The 18,361-nt window shown below is 70.9% G+C and carries 19 protein-coding genes; 2 read left to right on the top strand and 17 right to left on the bottom strand.

Going from position 1 to position 18,361, the window contains the following annotated elements:
• Positions 1-115 precede the first annotated feature (115 nt).
• From BGO82_RS04605 to ccmI, 4 genes are read right to left on the bottom strand one after another with little or no spacing between them, the layout of a single operon-like run.
• Positions 116-574: a cytochrome c-type biogenesis protein gene (locus BGO82_RS04605; protein WP_291304375.1), complete on the bottom strand. Its 459-nt coding sequence runs from the start codon at positions 572-574 to the stop codon at positions 116-118.
• Positions 571-2,544, bottom strand: a complete 1,974-nt coding sequence (locus BGO82_RS04600; RefSeq protein ID WP_291304374.1) for a heme lyase CcmF/NrfE family subunit — start codon at positions 2,542-2,544, stop codon at positions 571-573. The genes BGO82_RS04605 and BGO82_RS04600 overlap by 4 nt, the downstream gene beginning before the upstream one ends.
• 43 nt (positions 2,545-2,587) lie before the next feature.
• The gene (gene ccmE, locus BGO82_RS04595; RefSeq protein WP_291304373.1) at positions 2,588-3,031 is read right to left on the bottom strand and encodes a cytochrome c maturation protein CcmE; all 444 of its coding nucleotides are present in this window, start codon (positions 3,029-3,031) and stop codon (positions 2,588-2,590) included.
• A complete protein-coding gene (gene ccmI, locus BGO82_RS04590) occupies positions 3,028-4,131 on the bottom strand; it encodes a c-type cytochrome biogenesis protein CcmI (RefSeq protein WP_291304372.1) in 1,104 nt (367 codons plus the stop codon). The genes ccmE and ccmI overlap by 4 nt, the downstream gene beginning before the upstream one ends.
• A gap of 116 nt (positions 4,132-4,247) precedes the next feature.
• On the opposite strand from ccmI, the gene BGO82_RS04585 reads away from it, so the two are divergent.
• Both BGO82_RS04585 and BGO82_RS04580 read left to right on the top strand, forming a co-directional pair.
• A complete protein-coding gene (locus BGO82_RS04585; protein ID WP_291304371.1) occupies positions 4,248-5,252 on the top strand; it encodes a hypothetical protein in 1,005 nt (334 codons plus the stop codon).
• Positions 5,249-7,105, top strand: a complete 1,857-nt coding sequence (locus BGO82_RS04580; RefSeq protein WP_291304370.1) for an FAD-dependent oxidoreductase — start codon at positions 5,249-5,251, stop codon at positions 7,103-7,105. Before BGO82_RS04585 ends, BGO82_RS04580 begins: the two co-directional genes overlap by 4 nt.
• On the opposite strand, the gene BGO82_RS04575 is transcribed toward BGO82_RS04580, so the two are convergent.
• The 13 genes from BGO82_RS04575 to BGO82_RS04515 form a co-directional block, all read right to left on the bottom strand.
• Positions 7,102-8,316 carry a hypothetical protein gene (locus tag BGO82_RS04575; RefSeq protein ID WP_291304369.1) on the bottom strand — a complete coding sequence of 405 codons (1,215 nt, stop codon included), beginning with the start codon at positions 8,314-8,316 and terminating at the stop codon, positions 7,102-7,104. The genes BGO82_RS04580 and BGO82_RS04575 overlap by 4 nt on opposite strands.
• Positions 8,317-8,392: 76 nt before the next feature.
• Positions 8,393-8,863, bottom strand: coding sequence for a hypothetical protein (locus tag BGO82_RS04570; RefSeq protein ID WP_291304368.1), 471 nt, complete (start codon positions 8,861-8,863; stop codon positions 8,393-8,395).
• A gap of 54 nt (positions 8,864-8,917) precedes the next feature.
• Positions 8,918-10,285, bottom strand: coding sequence for a HAMP domain-containing sensor histidine kinase (locus tag BGO82_RS04565; protein ID WP_291304367.1), 1,368 nt, complete (start codon positions 10,283-10,285; stop codon positions 8,918-8,920).
• 6 nt (positions 10,286-10,291) lie between these two features.
• Positions 10,292-10,951: a response regulator transcription factor gene (locus BGO82_RS04560; RefSeq protein ID WP_291304366.1), complete on the bottom strand. Its 660-nt coding sequence runs from the start codon at positions 10,949-10,951 to the stop codon at positions 10,292-10,294.
• 31 nt (positions 10,952-10,982) lie between these two features.
• Positions 10,983-11,294, bottom strand: coding sequence for a hypothetical protein (locus BGO82_RS04555; RefSeq protein WP_291304365.1), 312 nt, complete (start codon positions 11,292-11,294; stop codon positions 10,983-10,985).
• Between the two features lie 68 nt (positions 11,295-11,362).
• Complete coding sequence (locus BGO82_RS04550; protein WP_291304364.1) at positions 11,363-11,797, bottom strand: type II toxin-antitoxin system HicB family antitoxin; 435 nt, start codon at positions 11,795-11,797, stop codon at positions 11,363-11,365.
• Positions 11,798-11,812: 15 nt separating this feature from the next.
• Positions 11,813-11,995, bottom strand: coding sequence for an addiction module toxin, HicA family (locus BGO82_RS04545; protein WP_291304363.1), 183 nt, complete (start codon positions 11,993-11,995; stop codon positions 11,813-11,815).
• 54 nt (positions 11,996-12,049) lie between these two features.
• Positions 12,050-12,520: a peptidoglycan-binding protein gene (locus BGO82_RS04540; protein ID WP_291304362.1), complete on the bottom strand. Its 471-nt coding sequence runs from the start codon at positions 12,518-12,520 to the stop codon at positions 12,050-12,052.
• On the bottom strand, positions 12,510-12,917 hold the full coding sequence (locus BGO82_RS04535) for a M15 family metallopeptidase (protein ID WP_291304361.1): 408 nt from the start codon (positions 12,915-12,917) through the stop codon (positions 12,510-12,512). Before BGO82_RS04535 ends, BGO82_RS04540 begins: the two co-directional genes overlap by 11 nt.
• Before the next feature lie 16 nt (positions 12,918-12,933).
• Positions 12,934-16,644, bottom strand: coding sequence for a glycoside hydrolase/phage tail family protein (locus tag BGO82_RS04530; RefSeq protein ID WP_291304360.1), 3,711 nt, complete (start codon positions 16,642-16,644; stop codon positions 12,934-12,936).
• On the bottom strand, positions 16,644-17,072 hold the full coding sequence (locus BGO82_RS04525; RefSeq protein WP_291304359.1) for an NlpC/P60 family protein: 429 nt from the start codon (positions 17,070-17,072) through the stop codon (positions 16,644-16,646). Before BGO82_RS04525 ends, BGO82_RS04530 begins: the two co-directional genes overlap by 1 nt.
• Positions 17,069-17,728: a DUF2163 domain-containing protein gene (locus BGO82_RS04520; RefSeq protein WP_291304358.1), complete on the bottom strand. Its 660-nt coding sequence runs from the start codon at positions 17,726-17,728 to the stop codon at positions 17,069-17,071. The genes BGO82_RS04525 and BGO82_RS04520 overlap by 4 nt, the downstream gene beginning before the upstream one ends.
• Positions 17,725-18,348 (bottom strand): DUF2460 domain-containing protein, encoded by a 624-nt coding sequence (locus BGO82_RS04515; protein WP_291304357.1) that lies wholly within the window; start codon positions 18,346-18,348, stop codon positions 17,725-17,727. Before BGO82_RS04515 ends, BGO82_RS04520 begins: the two co-directional genes overlap by 4 nt.
• Positions 18,349-18,361: the final 13 nt, after the last annotated feature.

Below are 18,361 nucleotides of genomic sequence, written 5' to 3'. Positions count from 1 at the left end.
ATGCAACGTGAACCCCTGAGTTTCCTGGGTCTTCGGGCACAGGACGCGTGCCGCAACACGAGAGCGCAAGGCGGGGGGGGCCGCGGCTGCCCGCCTCGATGGCGTCGCCGGGCGGCTATCCCCTGCCCGCGTCGAGCTCGTCGAGCGCCTGCTGCTCTTCGGCGGTCAGCGGGCCGGGGTCGGACAGCCCGCGCCGGCGCCGGGCGGTGACCACCAGCACGATGCCGCCGATCACGAGGATGGTCGGCGCGGCGATCCACAGCACCAGAGTGTGCCAGGCAAAGACCGGTTTCAGCAGCACGAACTCGCCGTAGCGGTCGACGAGGTACTGCACCACCTGCTGGTCGGTATCGCCGGCCTTCAGCCGCTCGCGCACCAGCACGCGGATCTCGTGCGCAAGGTCGGCGTCGGAATCGTCGATCGATTCGTTCTGGCAGACGAGACAGCGCAGCCCCGCCGAGATCGCCCGCGCCCGCGCCTCGAGCGCCGGGTCGGCCAGCATCTCGTCGGGATTGACGGCCAGCGCCGGCAGCGCCAGCCACACCAGCATCAGGGCGGCGAGCAGCGCTCTCATTCGGCCGGCGCCGGCTTGGGCAAGGCGGTGCGGCGGGCAACGCCGACGCGCAGCCGCCGGTCGGTCAGCGACAGCCCGCCGGCAAGCGCCATCAGGATGGCGCCGAGCCAGATCAGCGTGACATAGGGCTTGTACCAGACGCGCACGGTGCGGCTGCCGTCGGCGCTCTGCTCGCCGAGCTGCACATAGAGCTGGCTGAAGCCGTAGGTCTCGATCGCCGCCTCGGTGGTCGGGGTGCCGCTGGCGGTATAGACGCGGCGCTCCGGCGTCAGGTGCCGTTCGTCGCCGCCCGCAGTCACGGTGAACTTGCCGACTTCGGCGGCGTAGTTCTCGACCCGCACGTCGTCGATGCCGTCGAAGCGCAGGGTATAGTCGCCGACGGTCCTGCTGGCCCCCGGCTGCATGGTGGTGATCAGCTCGAGCTGCCAGGCGCTGGCGGCGACGATGCCGATGACGCTGATGCCGAGACCGAAATGCGCCAGCGCCGTCGAGAAGGCCGAGCGCGGCAGCCCGACCAGCCGGTGCCAGCTGGTCCTGAGCGGCATGCGGCCGAGGCCGGAGCGGTCGACCAGCTCGGCGATGGCCCCGAACGCCGCCCAGAAGCCGAGCAGCAGGCCGAGCGGCGCCAGCGACACCTGCCCGCCGCTGAGCGCAAAGATCAGTACGGTCACGAACACGGCAAGGCCGGCCGCCCAGGCCAGCCGCTGCGTCACCGCCACGAGGTCGCCGCGCTTCCAGGCGAGGAACGGCCCGAACGGCAGCACGATCAGCAGCGGCGCCATCACCGTGCCGAAGGTCAGCGAGAAGAACGGCGCTCCGACCGAGATGGTCTTGCCGGTCGTCGCCTCGAGCAGCAGCGGATAGAGCGTGCCCACCAGCACCGCCACCAGCGCCGTCGACAGGAACAGATTGTTGAGGATCAGCGCGCCCTCGCGGCTGATCGGCGCGAACAGCCCGCCCACCCGCAGCGCCGAGGCGCGGAGCGCGAACAGCGCGAAGGCGCCGCCGATGAACAATGCGAGCAGCGCCAGGATCACCAGGCCGCGCGTCGGGTCGGTGGCGAAGCTGTGCACCGAGGTCAACACGCCCGAGCGCACCATGAAGGTGCCGAGCAGGCTCAGCGAGAAGGTGATGAGCGCAAGGAAGATGGTCCAGATCTTGAGCGCGTTGCGCTTTTCCATCACCAGCGCCGAATGCAACAGCGCGGTGCCGGCGAGCCAGGGCATGAAGCTCGCATTCTCGACCGGGTCCCAGAACCACCAGCCGCCCCAGCCGAGCTCGTAATAGGCCCAGTACGAGCCCATGGCGATGCCGAGCGTCAGAAAGCACCAGCTCAGCAGCGCCCACGGCCGCACCCAGCGGGCCCAGGCGGCATCGATGCGGCCCGAGATCAGCGCCGCCACGGCGAACGAAAAGCAGATCGAGAAGCCGACATAGCCGGTGTAGAGCAGCGGCGGATGGATGGCGAGGCCGATGTCCTGCAGGATGGGGTTCAGCTCCTGCCCTTCGAGCGGCGCCGGCGACAGGCGCAGGAACGGGTTCGAGGTGAACAGCGTGAAGCCGCCGAACGCCGCCGCCAGCAGGCTCTGCATGCTCAGCACCAGGGTCAGCAGGTCGCGCGGCAGGTTGCGGCCGAACAGGGCGACGGCGGCGCCCATCAGCACCAGGATCATCACCCAAAGGACCATCGAGCCCTCGTGGTTGCCCCACACGCTGGTCACCTTGAACAGCAGCGGCTGCAGCGAATGCGAATGTTCGTAGGCGAGCGCGAGCGAAAAATCCGAGGTGACGAAGGCCTGGATCAGCGCCACGAAGGCCGCCGCCACCAGCAGGAATTGCAGCACCGCGCCCTGCCTGAGGATCAGCGTGATCCGCTCGCTCCGCCGCCAGCCCCAGAAGCCGGCAAGCGCCGACACCGCGGCAATGGCGGTGGCAAGGATCAGCGCGAAATGGCCGAGTTCGATGTTCACGGCACGAGCCTCCAAGCCGGGGCAAAGGTGTCGAGTCCGTTCATCAGCCGCCGGCCTCGCCGCGCTGCCACTCGCCCTTGGCCTTGAGCTCGTCGACCACTTCCTTGGGCATGTACTTCTCGTCGTGCTTGGCGAGCACGTTTGTGGCGGCAAAGCTGCCGTCGCCGGCCACCGCCCCCTCCACCACCACGCCCTGCCCCTCGCGGAACAGGTCGGGCAGGATGCCGGTATAGTGCGCCAGCATGTCGGTGGTGCCGTCGGTGACGACGAAATCGTTCTTGTCGCCGTCCTTCTTCCAGGTGCCTTGCTTGACCAGGCCGCCGAGGCGTACGGGCGTGCCGGCGGCCACCGCCTTCTCGTGGATTTCGGTGGGCGAATAGAAGAACACGATCTGGTCGCGCAGCGCGAACAGGATCAGGCCCACGGCCAGCGCCAGCACCACACCCAGGCCGGCGATCACGCTGAGGCGGCGTTGCTTGCGCGTCACTTGGCCACCAGCCCGCTGTCGGCCGCCAGCACGTCGAGCTCGGTGCGCACCGCCGCATCCGGATACGCCTTGCGCGCCAGCTCGTAGTCGGCCTGCGCCGCGTCCATGCGGCCCTGCACCAGGCGCGAGCGCACCAATTGCGTCCACTCCTCGATGCTGCCGCCCTGCGCCTTGAGCCGCGCCTCGAGCCCGTCGACCATCGCCTGGATCTGCGGCGCGTTGGCGTCGAGCGCCGGCGGCGCGGCGCCTGTCTCCGGCGCGGATGGCGCCGCATTCGGGCTCAGTTGCTGCTGCGCGTAAGCGAGGCCGTTGCGCGCCGTCGCCATCCACGGCTCGTCGCCCTTGCCCAGCGCCAGAAGCGCGTTCCAGTCGCGCACGGCGGCGGTGTAGTCGCCGCTGCGCGTTTCTTCGCCGGCGATGTAATAGCGCGAGCGGATATGCTTGGGATCGAGCGCCGCCGCCTGGTGGAACAGCGCGAGCGGCTCGCCGGCGACGCTGCCCTGGTTCTGCATCATCAGCGCCTCGCCCAGATTGGTCAGGCTGTCGGCGGTCGGCGGGGCGAGCGCGTTGACCCGGCGCAGGGCATGCACCGCGTCGGCATAGCGGCCGAGCTGCATGTAGGCCGGGGCGATCACCTGCCAGCCGCGCAGATCGTCGGGCTCCTTGGCGAGCCGGGCCTCGATGGTCTTGATGGCCGCGTCGAGGTCGAGATTGGCGCCGGTCTCGGCCACCCGCTCGCTCAGCGGCTCGGCGGGCAGGTCGGGACGGCCGAGCACCCAATAGGTGCCGAGCGCCAGCACCGCGACGCAGCCGATGGCGACCCAGACGACCGCCTTCGACCCCGCCCCCATGGTCTCGACCGCTTCGCCCTTGAGCCGGATCAGCTCGCGCGCCAGCTCGCCCTTGGCGGCGACCGCCTCGGCGCTGCCCAGCCGGCCGGCGGCGAGGTCGCTTTCGATGGCCCCGAGCTGGGCCCGATAATGGCTGGTGGTTGCATCCAACACCGAGGCGCCGGCGTTGACCGGCCGTCCGGCGCCCGCGTAGTAAAGCGTGGCGCAGGCGATCGCGGTCAGAATTATGGCAAGCAACCAGATGGTCATGGCCCCGAGCGTCGGAAAAGCGGTGTCGGCCGCGGCATCTATAGAGACATTCAGGCAAAATATGCAGCACCCGCCCGCCGCAGGGCAGGCGCCGATTGCCGCAGCCGGGCGGCCCGATGACCTCCAGCTATGATTTCGCGATCTTCGGCGGCACCGCCCTGGCGGCGCTGTTGGCCGGCCTTCTGGCGCACGATCACGGCCGGCAGGTGCTGCTGATCGCCGATCCGGTGTCGCCGCAGCGCCTGCCGCGGGGGCTCGATCTGGCGCTGCCGCTGGCGACGCGGCCGCAAAGCTGGCGGCTGCTGGCACGCGCCGCGGCCGAGTTGCGGGCGCTGCTGGCGGGGCTCGAGGCCGCCGCGGCGCTCGAGCGGGTCGATGTCGGCGTGGTCGCCGATCTGCCGGCGACGGAGCACGCCCTCGCCCATTTGACGCAGGTCGCCGCCGGCTATGGCCTCGCCTCGCGCCGCGGCGTGTTCCGCGACGTGCCGCGCCTCGTCGGGCCGATCGAGCTCGGCGATTCGCGGGTGGCGGTGCTGCCGCGGCAGGCCGTGCAGCTGCGCTTCGCCCGCGGCGGCGCGGCCGAGCTCGTCGTCGCCGGCGAGGCCGCCGGCGTCGGCCAGATCGTCATCGCCGACGACGCCGCGCTGCTCGAATTCGTGCCGGAAGCGCAGCGGCCGCCGCTGCTCGCCGCAATTGCGATGACGGCGACGCTGACCAAACCGGCCAGGCGCCTCGCGGCGCCGGTGATGCTCTATCCCGATCGCGGCGTGACGCTGGTGCAGCGGCCGGATTTGTCGGTCCTCGGCCTCGTCGCCGGCGACGCCGAGATCGAGGCGCGCCTCGCCTCCACCCTCCCCGGCCCGTTCCCGCTGCGGCGGCTGGCCACCAGCCGCTTCCGCCGTGTCGTCACGCAGGACGGGGCGCCGCTGGTCGGCCGCATCCGGCCGACGAAGCTGCTGCTCGTCACCGGGCTCGGCAATGCCGGCGCCTTCCTCGCGCCGGCCATCGCCCGGCATCTGGCCGGCGTGCCGGCCGAGGGCGAAAAATCCTGGTTCGCCGCCCACGATCCGGCGCGGCCGAGCCGCGAGCCGGTCGCCGACCTCGTCGCAGGTGCCGCATGAGACTGGCGGCCGACGCCGCGCACGAGTTCGGCGGCATCGAGATCGACCGCGGCAGGCCGCTGAGCTTCCGGCTCGACGGCCGCCGCATCGCGGGCTTTGCCGGCGACACGGTGCTTTCGGCGGCGCTGGCCACCGGCATCGATACCTTCGGCACGCTGGCCAGCCAGCCGCTGGGGCTCGGCGAGCGCTTGGCGCCGCTGATCCGTATCGGCCAGAGCGAGCCGCTGCCGATGGAGCGCACGCCGGCGCTCGACGGCGCCGCCTTCACCAGCATCGGCCGGCGCCGCCGCTTCGGCCCGCCGCATTCGCTGCGCCACGTCGTCGGCGCGCTGGCCGATCCGCCCTGGCTGCGCGCCGCCCCCGAGGAGACCCGCACGGTCGAGCTGCTGGTGATCGGCGGCGGGGTGGCCGGCCTCGCCGCGGCCGATGCCGCCGCGGCCGCCGGCCGCAGCGTCCTTCTTGTCGAGCGCCGGCCCTGGCTGGGCGGCGGCGCGCGCTATTTCGGCGCCGTGGGCGACGACGAGACCCCCGACGCCGTGGTCGAGCGCCTGTCGCGCCAGCTCGCGGACCGTCCGGCGGCCACCCTGCTCACCCGCGCCGAGCTGTTCGCCATTTCGGGCAACACCGCGGTGCTGCATCAGGTCGATACCACCGGGCCCGCGCCGCGCGGCCGCGTCATCGCCGTCGTGGCGCAGCGCATGGTGCTCGCCACCGGGGCGCAGCAGCGGCTGCCGGTGTTTCCCGGCAATCGCCTGCCCGCGGTCAGCCGCGCCATCGACGCCTACCATCTCGCCAAGCGCTACGGCGTGGTGCGCGGCGCGAGCGCGGTGGTGGCGACGCAGGGCAACCACGCCTACCGGCTGGCGCTGCGCCTCCACGATGCCGGCGTCGCGCTGCGGCGCATCGTCGACACCCGCATCAATCCGCAGTCGCGCTTCATCGATTTCGCCAAGGCCAGCGGGCTGACGCTGGCGTCGGGACAGATCCCGCTCGCCGCCGGGCGCGACCGCTTCGTCTTCGCGCCGGTCGCCGGCAGCGGCGCCAGCGCCAGCTTCGAGGCCGCCGAGCTCGTCGTCGCCGGCGGCTGGCAGCCCGAGCTGACGCTATGGATGCGCGCCGGCGGCGGCGTGCGCTGGGATGCCGACCGCTCGGCGCTGCTGGCGCAGGGCCATGTCGAGCATCTGGCGCTCGCCGGCGCCGCCGCCGGCTACCGCTCGCTGCGGGCCTGCGTCGCGAGCGGCCGCGCCGCGCAGGCCGCGCTGTTCGGCGAGGCGCCCGAGCCGATCGAGGACGTCGAAGCCGGCACGCATCTCGAAACCCCCGACGCGCCGACGCCGATCGCACCGGCAGGCGACATGCCCGCCTTCCTCGACAGCGGCCCGACCCTCGCGCTGCGCCCGGTGCCAGGCCCCGCGCCCGAGCCAGCCCATGGGACGCACGCGCTCGGCCTCGGCGACGTCGCGGCCTCGGTGGAGCTCGGCCTCATCGCCGCGGCCGATGCCGGCGCCATCGCCGAGGAGCGCGGCTCGCCGGGCAACGATCTGCAGGCATCGGACTGGCGTCCGCTCGCCGCACCCATCGCCGCCCCCGACCTGCCTCCCTACCTGCGCAAGCGGTATGGCGACGACCCGCGGCGGCTGCACCTCGTCGTCGACGGCAAGCGCCGCTTTCCGATTGGAGCGCTGGTCTATGCGGTGACGGCGACGCGGCGGCCCGAGAACGCCGTCGGCAGCATCGTCGAGGCAGCGCCGGTGGGCGGCATCGCGCTGGTCACAAAGGCCGCCGCGAAACTCGACCGGTTCATCGTGGAGACCGACGCCGGCTCTTCGCCGGCGCGGATCGGCCGGGACTAGGCCCGGCGCTCGACGGCGGCGTCGCGCGAGCGGCGCAGCGTGTCGGCATAGTCCTGCCCGAAGCGGATTTCCGCCATCTTCAGCGCCGCATCGAGCCGCGCGGCGATCACCGCATCGTCCGGGCTGGCGCGGCCCTGCTGCAGCAGCCGTTCGAGGTGGATTTCCAGCGCCTGCCCGGTCTGCGCCCAGACCTGGTCGAAGGTGGCGTTGACGGCCAGCGAATCGCGCGACTCGCGCACCGTGGCCAGCAGATAGAGGCCGTTGAGCGCCATCAGGACCTGGTCGCTGTCGAGCCGGTCGTAGCCCTCGCGCCGGCGCAGCGCCTGGTTCATGTCGGGGCCGACATCCTTGAGCTTGGGCTCCACCCGGTTCGACGCCGCCTTGATCAGCGCGGCGCCGACCGTCGACCAGCGGCTGCCGCGGTTCAGCTCGACATAGCCGGTCACCGCCCGCATCAGCCGGTGGAAGCGATCCACCGAGCGGCAGACGAGGTCCATGTCGCCGAAGGTGCCCATCTGCGCCAATGCCGGGATCTGGTCCTGCGCGTGCGCCAGGATGGCCTCGACCAGCGGCGCGAAGCCGGCGCGCACGAGGGCCGGCTCGGTCGCGGCGCCGGCGATGCGGATCGCCGCCGTCACCAGCCTCGTCGGATTGGCCACCTGCCCCACCGCCGCCTGCAGCAGCAGCGCGGCGACCGGCTGGTCGCTCAGCGGCATCGACTGCAGCGCCAGCGCCAGGGCCGCTTCGTCGGCCATGCCGTTGGCGGCGCGGCCGAAGCCCTGCGCCTTCTCCAGCAGGCCGCGGCAGCGCAGCGCGTTGAGCACCGTCGGCAGCCGCGCGAACACCTCGTCGCCGCCCAGCGCCGTCTTCAGCCGGCGGGTGAGCTCGACACTGCTTTCGGCCGCCAGCAGCGCCTTGCGGGCGCGGGCCAGCAGCTCCGGCAGCAGCGATTCGACGGCGGCGTGGCTGATCGCCGAATCGTCGATGGCGGCGACATCGATGAGGTCGGGGGCGACGTCGCGCACCATCCAGGTCCACACGGCGGCGGCGTCGTCCGACGCCACGGCGCCGCTGAAGCTGAAATCGGCGGGGCCGTGTACGAGCACGGCGTCGATCATGCCGAGGAACGGCCGCAGGGCCTTGCGCTGCGCCGCGCTCGCGGCGCCCGTGCCCGACTTGGCTGAGGATGGCGGCATCTGGACCAGGAACAAAAGTCGATCGAACGCCGACTCTAGCCGAACCTGGTAAACAAAGATTTCCTCTCGGCTGCCGTAGTTTAGCGCGAGTCTAGCCGGCCTTGGCCGCCGTCACCGTCCAGCTGCCGTCGGCCTCGCGGCAGGCGGTGCCCTTCTTGACATAGCTCTGGCCGGAGATGGTCACCGTATTGGTGAAGTCGCGGCAGTCGATCAGGTTCACCCGCACATAGGGGCCGACGGTGATGCTGCCGGTCTGGCCCTTGTCGCCCTGCCAGGCGCGCGGCGCGCCGACGCGGCCGAACTGCAGCGCGTTGAACTGGGCGCCCGAGGCTTCCGCCTTCGACTTGGCGGACATCAGGCCGAAGGCCGTGGGGTCGACGAAGGCCGACACGTCTGTGGTCGCCGCTGCCGTCGAGATGGTCTGCGCCGGTGCGGTCAGCACCATCTGGTCGGCGGGCGCGGTGGTCGCGGGACCGGTCGCGATGTTGGTGACGGTCGGCGCCGTGGCGCAGGCGGCCAGGGCAAGGGCAGGAAGCAGGGACAGGGAGCGGGCGATCTTCATGCTGATCTCGTCGTTGACCCGGAAATCAGGGGCGATAACTGCGGCGGAGTTAAGTCAGTTCCGGACCAGCCCCACTTTGGCGGCCGGCAGTCGGAGCTCGCACAGCAGGCCCCCCAGAACCGAGCGCTTCAATTGCAGGCTGCCGCCATAGACGTCAACCAGTTCCTTGACGATATCGAGTCCCAATCCGCTGCCGGGCGTCTTCTCGTCGAGGCGGACGCCGCGGCGCAGCGCCTTCTGCGCCTCCTCCTCGGTCAGCCCCGGGCCGTCGTCCTCCACGCGGATCACCAGCATCTGCGCGCTCTCGGTGCGCTCGGCGCCCATGGTCACGGCGATCTGGCCCTTGCTCCATTTGCAGGCATTGTCGAGCAGGTTGCCGGCCATCTCCTCGAGGTCGCCCTCGTCGCCGCGGAACCAGGGCAGCGAGGCGTCCGGCCGCTTGAAGGCGATGGTGACGTTCTGGTTGAGCTTCTGCATCACCCGCACGAGGCGCAGCATCACCATGGTGGCGTCGGCCTTCTTGCCGACCACGGTGCTGCGCGCGGCGATGCGGGCGCGGTCGAGATAGGTGGTGACGAGCTGCGTCATCTTCTCCGATTCGGAGGCCACCACCCGGCTCAGCGGATTGTCCCTCGCGGCAGCGGCCTCGTTGCGCAGCACCGCCAGCGGCGTCTTCAGCCCGTGCGCCAGGTTGCCCACCTGGTTGCGGGCGCGCTCGAGGATCTGGGTGTTGGAGCGCAGCAGCTCGTTCACCTCCTCGGCGAGCGGCGCGATCTCGCGCGGATAGCTGCCGGTGATCGATTCGCTCTCGCCCTCGCGCACCCGCTCGATGGCCTTGCCCAGCCGGTCGATCGGCCTGAGCGCCAGGCGCGCCACGATGCCCGACATGATGGCGAGCGCGATGCCCACCGCGCTCAGCACGGTCAGCGTCTGGCCGCGGAACTGGCCGACCAGCGCCAGGCTGTCGTCGAGATTGCCGGTGACGGTGATGCGCAGCGGCCGGCCGTTGCTGGTGGTCGCGCGCTCGATGGCGCGGATGCGGTTGCCCGCCTCGTCGCCGAGGATGCCGGTGCGGTAATTGTCGGCGTCGAAATTGCCGGTCAGCGCCGGCGGCAGGCTGCCCACCGCCGAGCGCGAGGTCGCCAGCACGTCGCCGAATTCGTTGCGGATGATCCAGTACCAGCCGGTCGAGGCGCGGGTGAAGCGCGGATCGTTGACGCTGACGTCGCCGAAGGACGGGTCGGTGGAATCGAGGATGGCGCTCGACAGCGTGTCGATGTCGAATTTGAGCTGGTTGGTGAGGTTGGTGTCGAGCGCCCGCGAATAGAGGTCGGTCAACAGGAACGCCGTTCCGGCCAGCGCCAGGATCAGCCACCCCGCCGACAGCCAGAACAGGGAAAAGGCGATCGAGCCTTTCCGCATCTCGCGCTAGTCTTCGAGGATCTGGTAGCCCAGTCCGCGGACGGTGTGGATCACCTCTTCGGGCAGCTTCTTGCGCAGGCGGCCGACGAACACCTCGATGGTGTTGGAATCGCGGTCGAAATCCTGGTCGTAGAGATGCTCGGTGAGCTCGGTGCGGCTCACCACCTTGCCCTTGTGGTGCATGAGGTAGCTCAATAGCCGCAATTCGTGGCTGGTCAGCTTGATCGCCTGGCCGTCGACCGTCACCTTGCCGGCCTTGACGTCGAGCCGCACCGGGCCGGCGGTGATCTCGTTGCTGGCATGGCCGGCGGCGCGGCGGACCAGCGCCCTGAGCCGCGCCAGCAGCTCTTCCATGTGGAAGGGTTTTGCCACGTAGTCGTCGGCGCCGGCGTCGATGCCCTGCACCTTGTCGCTCCAGCGGTCGCGGGCGGTGAGCAGCAGCACCGGCATGGTCTTGCCGGCGCGGCGCCATTCCTCCAGCACCGACAGCCCGTCCATCTGCGGCAGGCCGATGTCGAGCACCACTGCATCATAGGGTTCGGTGTCGCCGAGGAAGTGCCCCTCCTCGCCATCGAAAGCCACGTCCACCGCGTAGCCGCCCTCGGTGAGGGCGTCCTTGATCTGGCGGTTCAGATTGGTGTCGTCTTCAACAACGAGGATGCGCATCGGAGCCGTCCCTTTTCCCGACTATAGCAAATCAGCCGCTGCCATCTACGGCGTTGAGGACGATTTTCTTCGCGGCGCCGCTCGATGAGACCAGGTTGACGTTGTAATACGGGACGCCATTGACCAGGCAGACTTTGACGTCCGAAACTTCCTGATAGTCGCTGGACAGTTGCGCCATCTTCTTGATGGTCGGCCAGCTCTTGATCTCGCCCGACTGGATCGCCGCCTGGATCTGCTGGTCCGTCAGGCAATCCTTGGAGGCCGCCGAAGCGGGCATGGCGGCGCCCAGCGACAAGCTCGCCGCCGCCGCCATCGTGAGGAGAATGGTGCGAATAATGTTCATGCGCCCACATTTAGGCGCGATCCGCTGAATGGGGAATGAATGGTTTCCGCGTCAGGTGGGCGCAGCGATCAGGCTGCCTGAGGAAACGAGACATCGAGGCGCAGCGGCGTCCCGACCGCGGCGAACGCCTTCTCGAGCTGGTCCAGGGTCGAATTGTGGTCCAGCCGGAACAGACGGTCGACCTGCTCGCGGTGCCAGCCCAGCATGCGCATGAGATCGGCCCGGGTCTTTCCCTGCTCGCGCAGGATCATGTACAGCGCCGCCTTGAGGAAAACCATTAGCGGCAACTGCGCAAAGATGCCTTTGCGCGGCGCATCGACCATCGGTGCAGGAACGGGCTCGCCATCGGCAATCCTCCCGGCAATCGCCTGCAGGATCGCATCCAGCCCATTGCGGCACGATTCCTCCTGATCGTCGCCAAACGTCGCGACCTCCTTGAATGCCGGTGCCGTCACCAGCCAGGTGTCGCCGTCCGGCTGCAGGCTCAGTTCGTACCAGGCCATACGCTACTCCCCACTTCAACCCGAGTTGCTTCCTGATCGCGTGGACCAGCCCGGGGCCCAACTCCTTGCCCCGCCGTGCATCGGAATCTGGCTCTTCTTGCCGTTCAAATAGACGGTGATATGTCCGCTGCCCCCCGGATGGGTGACAAAACTCGCGCCGAGCTTGGCCAGCTCTCGCTGCAATTCCTTGGCGTTCATACATGTAGGGTACTCCACACATCTGTTGAAGTCCACAGATGTGTGGAGCGGCTATCACCCCTTGCTGTCCATCTTCAGCTCGTGGCGCAGGAAGATGAAGGCGAGGGCCTGGATGATCAGGTCGCCCGGCACCTGGCCGGTGAAGCTCGGGATGTCGATGCCGAGGAAGCCGGCGACGCCGGTCAGCAGCATGATCAGGGCAATGATGTAGGTGCGGTAGCCGGCGAGGAAAGTCATCGGTAAGCGTCCTTTGAGGGTTGAGAGAAACAGCGCAACTGCCTGCCGCAGCAGGAAATCCTGGATCGGGTCGGCGCGTGCCGCGAGACCCAGCCGCCCGAGCAGCGCCGCGTCGACGCCGCCGGCGCCGAGCCCGAACGCCACTCGGGCGGCCACTACCGCCGCCTGCGTCTGGCGGCCGAAAATGCCGTCGGCCTCCCCCGCGTCGAAGCCCGCGGCCGCGAGCGCCGCCTGCAGCGCCCTGGTCGCGTCCGAGCGCGTGCCGAAGCGATAGGGGTCAGCCGGCATAGGGTGTCGCCTCCGCCGCGAAGCTCCGCCACGGGTCGAGCTCGTAATGCGGCATGTCGCGCAGCCGCACCCAGTCGCCGCCCCAGGCGAGCGGCACGCCGCGCGCCTTGGCCTCGGCCTTGACCAGCGCCGCCAGCGCCCGGAAGCGGTCGAGATCGGTCCAGTCGAGCGGCGCCGGCACCACGTCGAGCGCGATGGCGGGCGTCCAATTGTGCGCCGACTGGCCGAAATGCGCGCGGCTGTGGCCGAGCGCGAAGGCGCGCTCCTGCGCCGAGCGGCCGCGCTGGCTCTCCAGCACCTCGATCGCCGCCGTGCCGGCCACCGCGATGAACAGATCGCGCAGCAGCGGGTGCGCACCGGCAAGCCGCTGCCGCGAGGCAGTGCTGAGCTCAGGCATGAAACTCTCCGAATGATCAGGCGGTGAAGCTGGCCGTCGCCGCGTGCCCCGGCCCGTAGCGCGGGCTGAGCTGCGCCACGCTCCAGGCGAAGCTCGCCGGCAGCGTGCCGAAATCGGCGGTCTGCTCGGCGGCCGGATAATTGGCCGAAGGTGCGCCGGCGTCGATCGAGCGGATCGGCGTTCCAGCGTCGTAGATGGTGACCCGATACGCCTCGGGCGTCATGTCGAGCGGCGCGTCGTCGCCGGCCCAGCTGTCGGCGTCGGCGCGGCTGCGCCGCACCCAGCCGAGCGTCACGTCGCCGCTGCCGCCGCGCGCCGCCGCCAGGTGCACCGGCGCCAGCGGCAGCACCGGCCCGAGGCCGATCTGCACGCTGGCCGGCGTGCCCTCGGCATCGGCGGCGCCGGCATAGCTGCGCAATTGCAGCGTCGCATCCAGCCACGCCGCCTGCACCGGCAGCAGCCTGCTGCGCCCATCGAGCAGCAGCACGCGATTGCCGGCCGCCGCCGGGCCGATGGCGAAATCGCTGCCCCAGCGGCCGCGCAGCAGCCGGGTCAGCCGGTACTGTCCCGGCGCCACCAGCTCGGCATCGGCGAAGGCCACCACCTCCCAGTCGCCGGCATCGGTCTCGACCGCCAGATGGTTGGCGCCGGCGAGCACCTCCAGCTCGTCGCGCGACGCCAAATGCCCTGCGTACAGAGTCACTTCCAGCGCATTGGTCTCGTCCCAGGTGAAGATGCCGCCCGGATCGAAGGCCGCACTCAGCTCGCCCAGCGTTGCGGCGGTGCCGAGCGAGGCGACGGTCGCCGCGCTCAGCTCCTCGGTCACCGTCACCCGCCCTGGCCAGGGGCTGGCATAGGCGCCCGCCGCCAGCCGCGAGTGCTCGACATCGTCGGGGGCCGGCGGCAGATGCGCGTAATCGAGCACCGGCACCGACGCGCCGGCCGGAATGTCGGCGGCGCCACCCGCGCGGCCGCCGACCAGTGTCATCTCCACCAGCGGCGGCACGGCCTTCGCCGCGATGCGCCGCGCCGGCCCGTCGCGGATCTCGGTCACCTCGAACGTCGCGCCGTCGACCGCAATCGCGTCGCCTACTTCGAGCCCCATCTGCGACGGCGGCAGCGCCAGCTCCACGGTTTCGGCATGCGCCAGCCGCTCGCCCAGCAGCCGCTCGGCGGTCGAGCGCGCGCCCGCGAGGTCGAGCACCAGCCCGGCGCTCGCCGTCTCCAGCATGCCGCCGCTGGCGGCGATCACCGTCACCGAGCCCGACTGGTAGCTGCGCTCGCGGTCGAGATAGCCCAGCGCCACCTGCCCTACCGCCTCGCCCGGATCGGGGCGGCGGCGCGACAGCATCGGCCCGTCTTCGGCCACCACGTCAGTCACCGCCAGCGCGTCGCGCGCCGATGGCGCCACCAGCTCCAGCCCGTCCGGCCGGTCGCGCAGCGCCAGCCCGCTCGCCGCCAGCAGCGGCTCGAGCGCGGCGCGCGCCGCCTGCGGCGCCTCGACCACATAGCCGTGAACGAAGGGCGGCCGCACCGCGGCGCTGCCGAGCGTGACGCGATAGTCGGCGCCGATCGCCGCCGCCAGCTCGTCGCTCGCGAGGCCACCCAGCCGGCCGGTCAGCCAATGGCCGGTCAGGTGGTTCGGCCCGTCGCTCCACACATCGGTGCGCAGCGGAAACGCCGGATAGGGCCGCGCGTCCCAGGTCCACAGCGTCGTGCGCGCCAGCATGCGCCCGGCATAGACGTCCGACGCCGGATTGTTGGCCGCATCGGCCCAGTAGCCCAGCACCGCCCGCAGCGCCTGCCGCTGCGCCAGCGGATCGGCGGCCCCGGTCGAGAAATACGGCCGGCCGCTCTCGCTGCTCTTGGGATCGGAAAACAGATTCGGCTGGTTGGCGCCCTTGTCGACGGCGCCGCAGCCGAGCTCCGTGAACCAGATCGGCTTCCCCCTGGGCACCCACGCCGTCGCCGACGCCGCACGCACCCCGCCCGGCCGGTCGTGATGGGCATTGCTCCACCAGCCCACGAGGTCCTTGTATCGCCACACCCAGGGTTCGCCATAGGCGCCGTCGGTGATCGGCGTGCGCGTTCCCGCGCTGCGGTCCTCGTCGGAGGCGTAGTACCAGTCGAAGCCCTCGCCGCCGGCGATATTGGCGCGCAGATAGCCGAGATCGTACGGCCCGTCCCACGCCGCCGCGTCCGGCCCGTCCTCGCCGCGCCAGTCGGCGAGCGGCATGTAGTTGTCGATGCCCACCGCATCGATATCGGCCGAGGCCCACAGCGGATCGAGATGGAAGAATTTCTCGCCGCCGCCCGACTGCACGCCGGAATATTCGCTCCAGTCCGCGGCATAGGTCAGCATCGCCGCCGGCAGCAGCGTCCGCGCCTCGGCGGCGAGACTCACCAGCGCCGCAACGAACGGGAAAGTGTTCGCCGCCCCGCGCGAAAAACTCAGCCCGCGCAGCTCCGAGCCGATGATGAAGCCGTCGATCCCCGCCGCCGCGCCGAGCCCGGCATAGTGCAGCACGAAATCGCGATAGCGCGCCGCGAACGCCGCGACCTCGCTCGCCGCCGCGGCCGTCCCCTCCGAGGCCGGCAGTACCGCGATCCGCCCGCGCCACGGATAGGCCGGCTGGCCCAGCGCATTGTCCTCGGCAATATCCAGCAGCAGCAGCGGATAGAGCGTCACCCTGAGCCCGCGCGCCCTGAGGTCGGCGATCGCCGCCAGCACCGCGGCGTCGGACGGCGTGCCGCCATAGGCTGGGCCGCCATCGTGCGTCGACACCACGCCGACGTCGCCGCGCCCCAGCCCCGCCACCGACCATTCGGCGCCGACCACCTCGCGCACCGCCGCCTCCACCTTGGGCGCGATCGTGCAGGTGCCGCAGCGCAGATCGTCGCCGAACCAGGCGACCACCAGCGACACCTCCTCGAGGTTGGGGCAGAGCGCCGTCAGCTCGTCGAGCGACAGCGTCCAGTCGGAGACGCCCGCCGACTGGTGCGCATTCTCAGGCACCGTCGCGCCGGGCCCGAGCAGCCGCACGCGCGGCGCCGGGTCGTAGCCGAACTCCGTCGCGCCGGGGATCACCGTCACCGCCGTCACCAGCGGCTCGAGTTCGCCCACCACGCGGCAGAGCTCCACACTGATGTTGGGGATGCGGTTGCCGAAGGCGGTCAGCGGCAAGCGCTCGAACACCAGATAGCAGAGGCCCCGATAAGCCGGCGCATTGGCGCCCTGCTTGGCCTCGATCAGGCTGTCGGCCGCCTGCGTCTCGCTGCCGCGATAAAAGCGCCAGGTCACCCCGGTCAGGTCCATCAACTGGCCGTCGGCCCAGACGCGGCCGAGCCGCGCCACCTCGCCCTCGCACAGCCCGAGGGCGAAATTGGCGCAGATGGTCGGCTCGGCGTCCTCGCTGTCGTCGCCGCCACCGACGCCCTTGGCGCCGCGGCTCTCGGCCTCGATGCGCTCGAGTTCCGTGGCCCAGATGATGTTGCCGCTGAGCCGGGCCCAGCCATAAAGCTTGGGGATCGGCGCGCCCTCGCTCGAGCCGTGCAGCCTGAGGTCGGCGCCGGCCATCGGTGCCGGCTGCGGCCTGTCGGCAAAGATCGCGCTGTCGATGGCGCTGCCGGCGAGCGCGCCCAGCGCCCGCCCCACGGTGGCGCCGATCGGCCCGCCCACCGCACCGCCGACAAATTGTCCGGCCAGCGAAAGCGCCAGGGTCGCCATCAGATCGTCACTCCGGGAAAATCGTAGCGGCCGGCGATGCGTGTCGCCCAGCCCTCGGTGAGATTGGCCTCGACCACGCCCAGCCCCTCCTGCGCATGGATGAAGCGGTCGGCGGCAATCGCGATGCCGCAATGGCGCGGCACGGCGCTGCGCCCCAGCCGGAACAGCAGCACCTGCCCCGCTTGTAAGCTCCCGCCCGCCGGCCACAGCAGCCGTTCCGCCGCCAGCCGCAGCGTCTCGCGATGCGCCGCATCGCGCCAGTCGGCGCGATAGGGCGGCACCGCCAGCGGCTCGTCGCCGTAAAGCTGCCGCCACACGCCGCGCAGCAGGCCGAGGCAGTCGCAGCCCGCGCCGCGCGTCGCCGCCTGGTGCCGGTACGGCGTGCCGAGCCAGCCGCGCGCCGTGGCGACGATCTCGCCGCGCCTCATGGCAGCAGCGGCGCGCCGTTGAGCGCGCTCCCCGCCTGCGGATAGCGCAGCACGAAATCGTTGCCCGGGATATGTGGGAAGCCACGGAAGTTCGCGACATTGCCGAAGCGGTCGCGGCACGTCGCCAGCGCCCGGTCGCAGCCAAGCCCGAAATTCGGATGGCCGTGCGCCACCGTGCAGCGCGCATCGCCCAGCACCGCGTCGCAATAGACCGAATAGATGCGCCCGCGCACCTGGTTCAGCGCCTGCTGGCCGCTCCTGAGCTCGGCGCGATACTGCCCGTCCTCGCGCACGATCTCGCCGATGGTCGCCCGACGCTGCAGCAGCCGTTGCGTCACGTCGCGCCAGTTGACGCGCCAGGTCTCGACCGCGGCGCCGTCGTAGAGCCCGGCGACGATATCGGCCTCGCTGATCGCCGCCGAATGCAGGATGCCCACCACCTCGCCGGTATCGACCTGCGCCCCGAGCCGCGCCGGCACCTCGCCACCGTCGAGCCCGCGCATCGGCGCATAGTCGACGCCGTCGACGCGCAGCGTGCGGTCATGGTCGGTGAAGCCCAGCACCAGCGCATCGCGGCGCGTCAGCTTCCAGCAGGTCGCCAGCGTCGTCGCGCCGCTTTCGACATGCGCCTTGAAGCCCAGGTCCAGCGTTCTCATTCCAGCACCTCGATCAAGGGAATGGCCGGCGCTTCGGCCGCATCGAAACTACTGAGCTCGATGTCGAGCCGGTCGGTGTCGAAGCGCACCGGCACGTCGAATAGAAACCCCGCCGTCACCGCCGCATCGGCGGCCGGCGCCGCGGCCAGCGTCACCATTCCGGTCAGCGTATTGACGGTGAAGCCGCTGCCCGCCAGCTCGACGCCATCCACCGCCAGCCTCGCGCTGCCCTCCACCGGCTTGGTGATCGGGCGCACATAGGGGTCGAACGCCGCGCCGTAGGTCTTCGTCAACTGGAACGCCGTCGTACTGCCGTCGCCGGTGCCGATGATCTGGTCGAACGCGGTCGGCGTCTCGGCGCCGCTCGAATGGTCGAGCCCGTCGCGCCACAGGAACGAATGGAACCGTCCGCGCCGCTCCTCGAAGAACGCCAGCACCGCCTGCAAATCGGCGCGCGACTTGACGCCATAGCCGGCATTGTAGCGCCGGCGCGAGCCGGCCCAGCGGCTGTTGCGCTCCTCGCGGCCGCTGTGCAGCGTCACGATATCGGTCGCCCGCTCCGGCCCGCCGCGCGCCCCCAGCGCCACGTCGAGCGGAAAGCGGATCTGGTGAAATGCCATGTTGCCTGTCCCG

It is taken from the genome of Devosia sp. 67-54 (assembly GCF_001899075.1).
In the GTDB taxonomy this organism is placed as follows: Bacteria; Pseudomonadota; Alphaproteobacteria; order Rhizobiales; family Devosiaceae; genus Devosia_A.
Note: the sequence above shows the minus strand (reverse complement) of the source record. Positions and strands in the feature narration are given on the sequence as shown.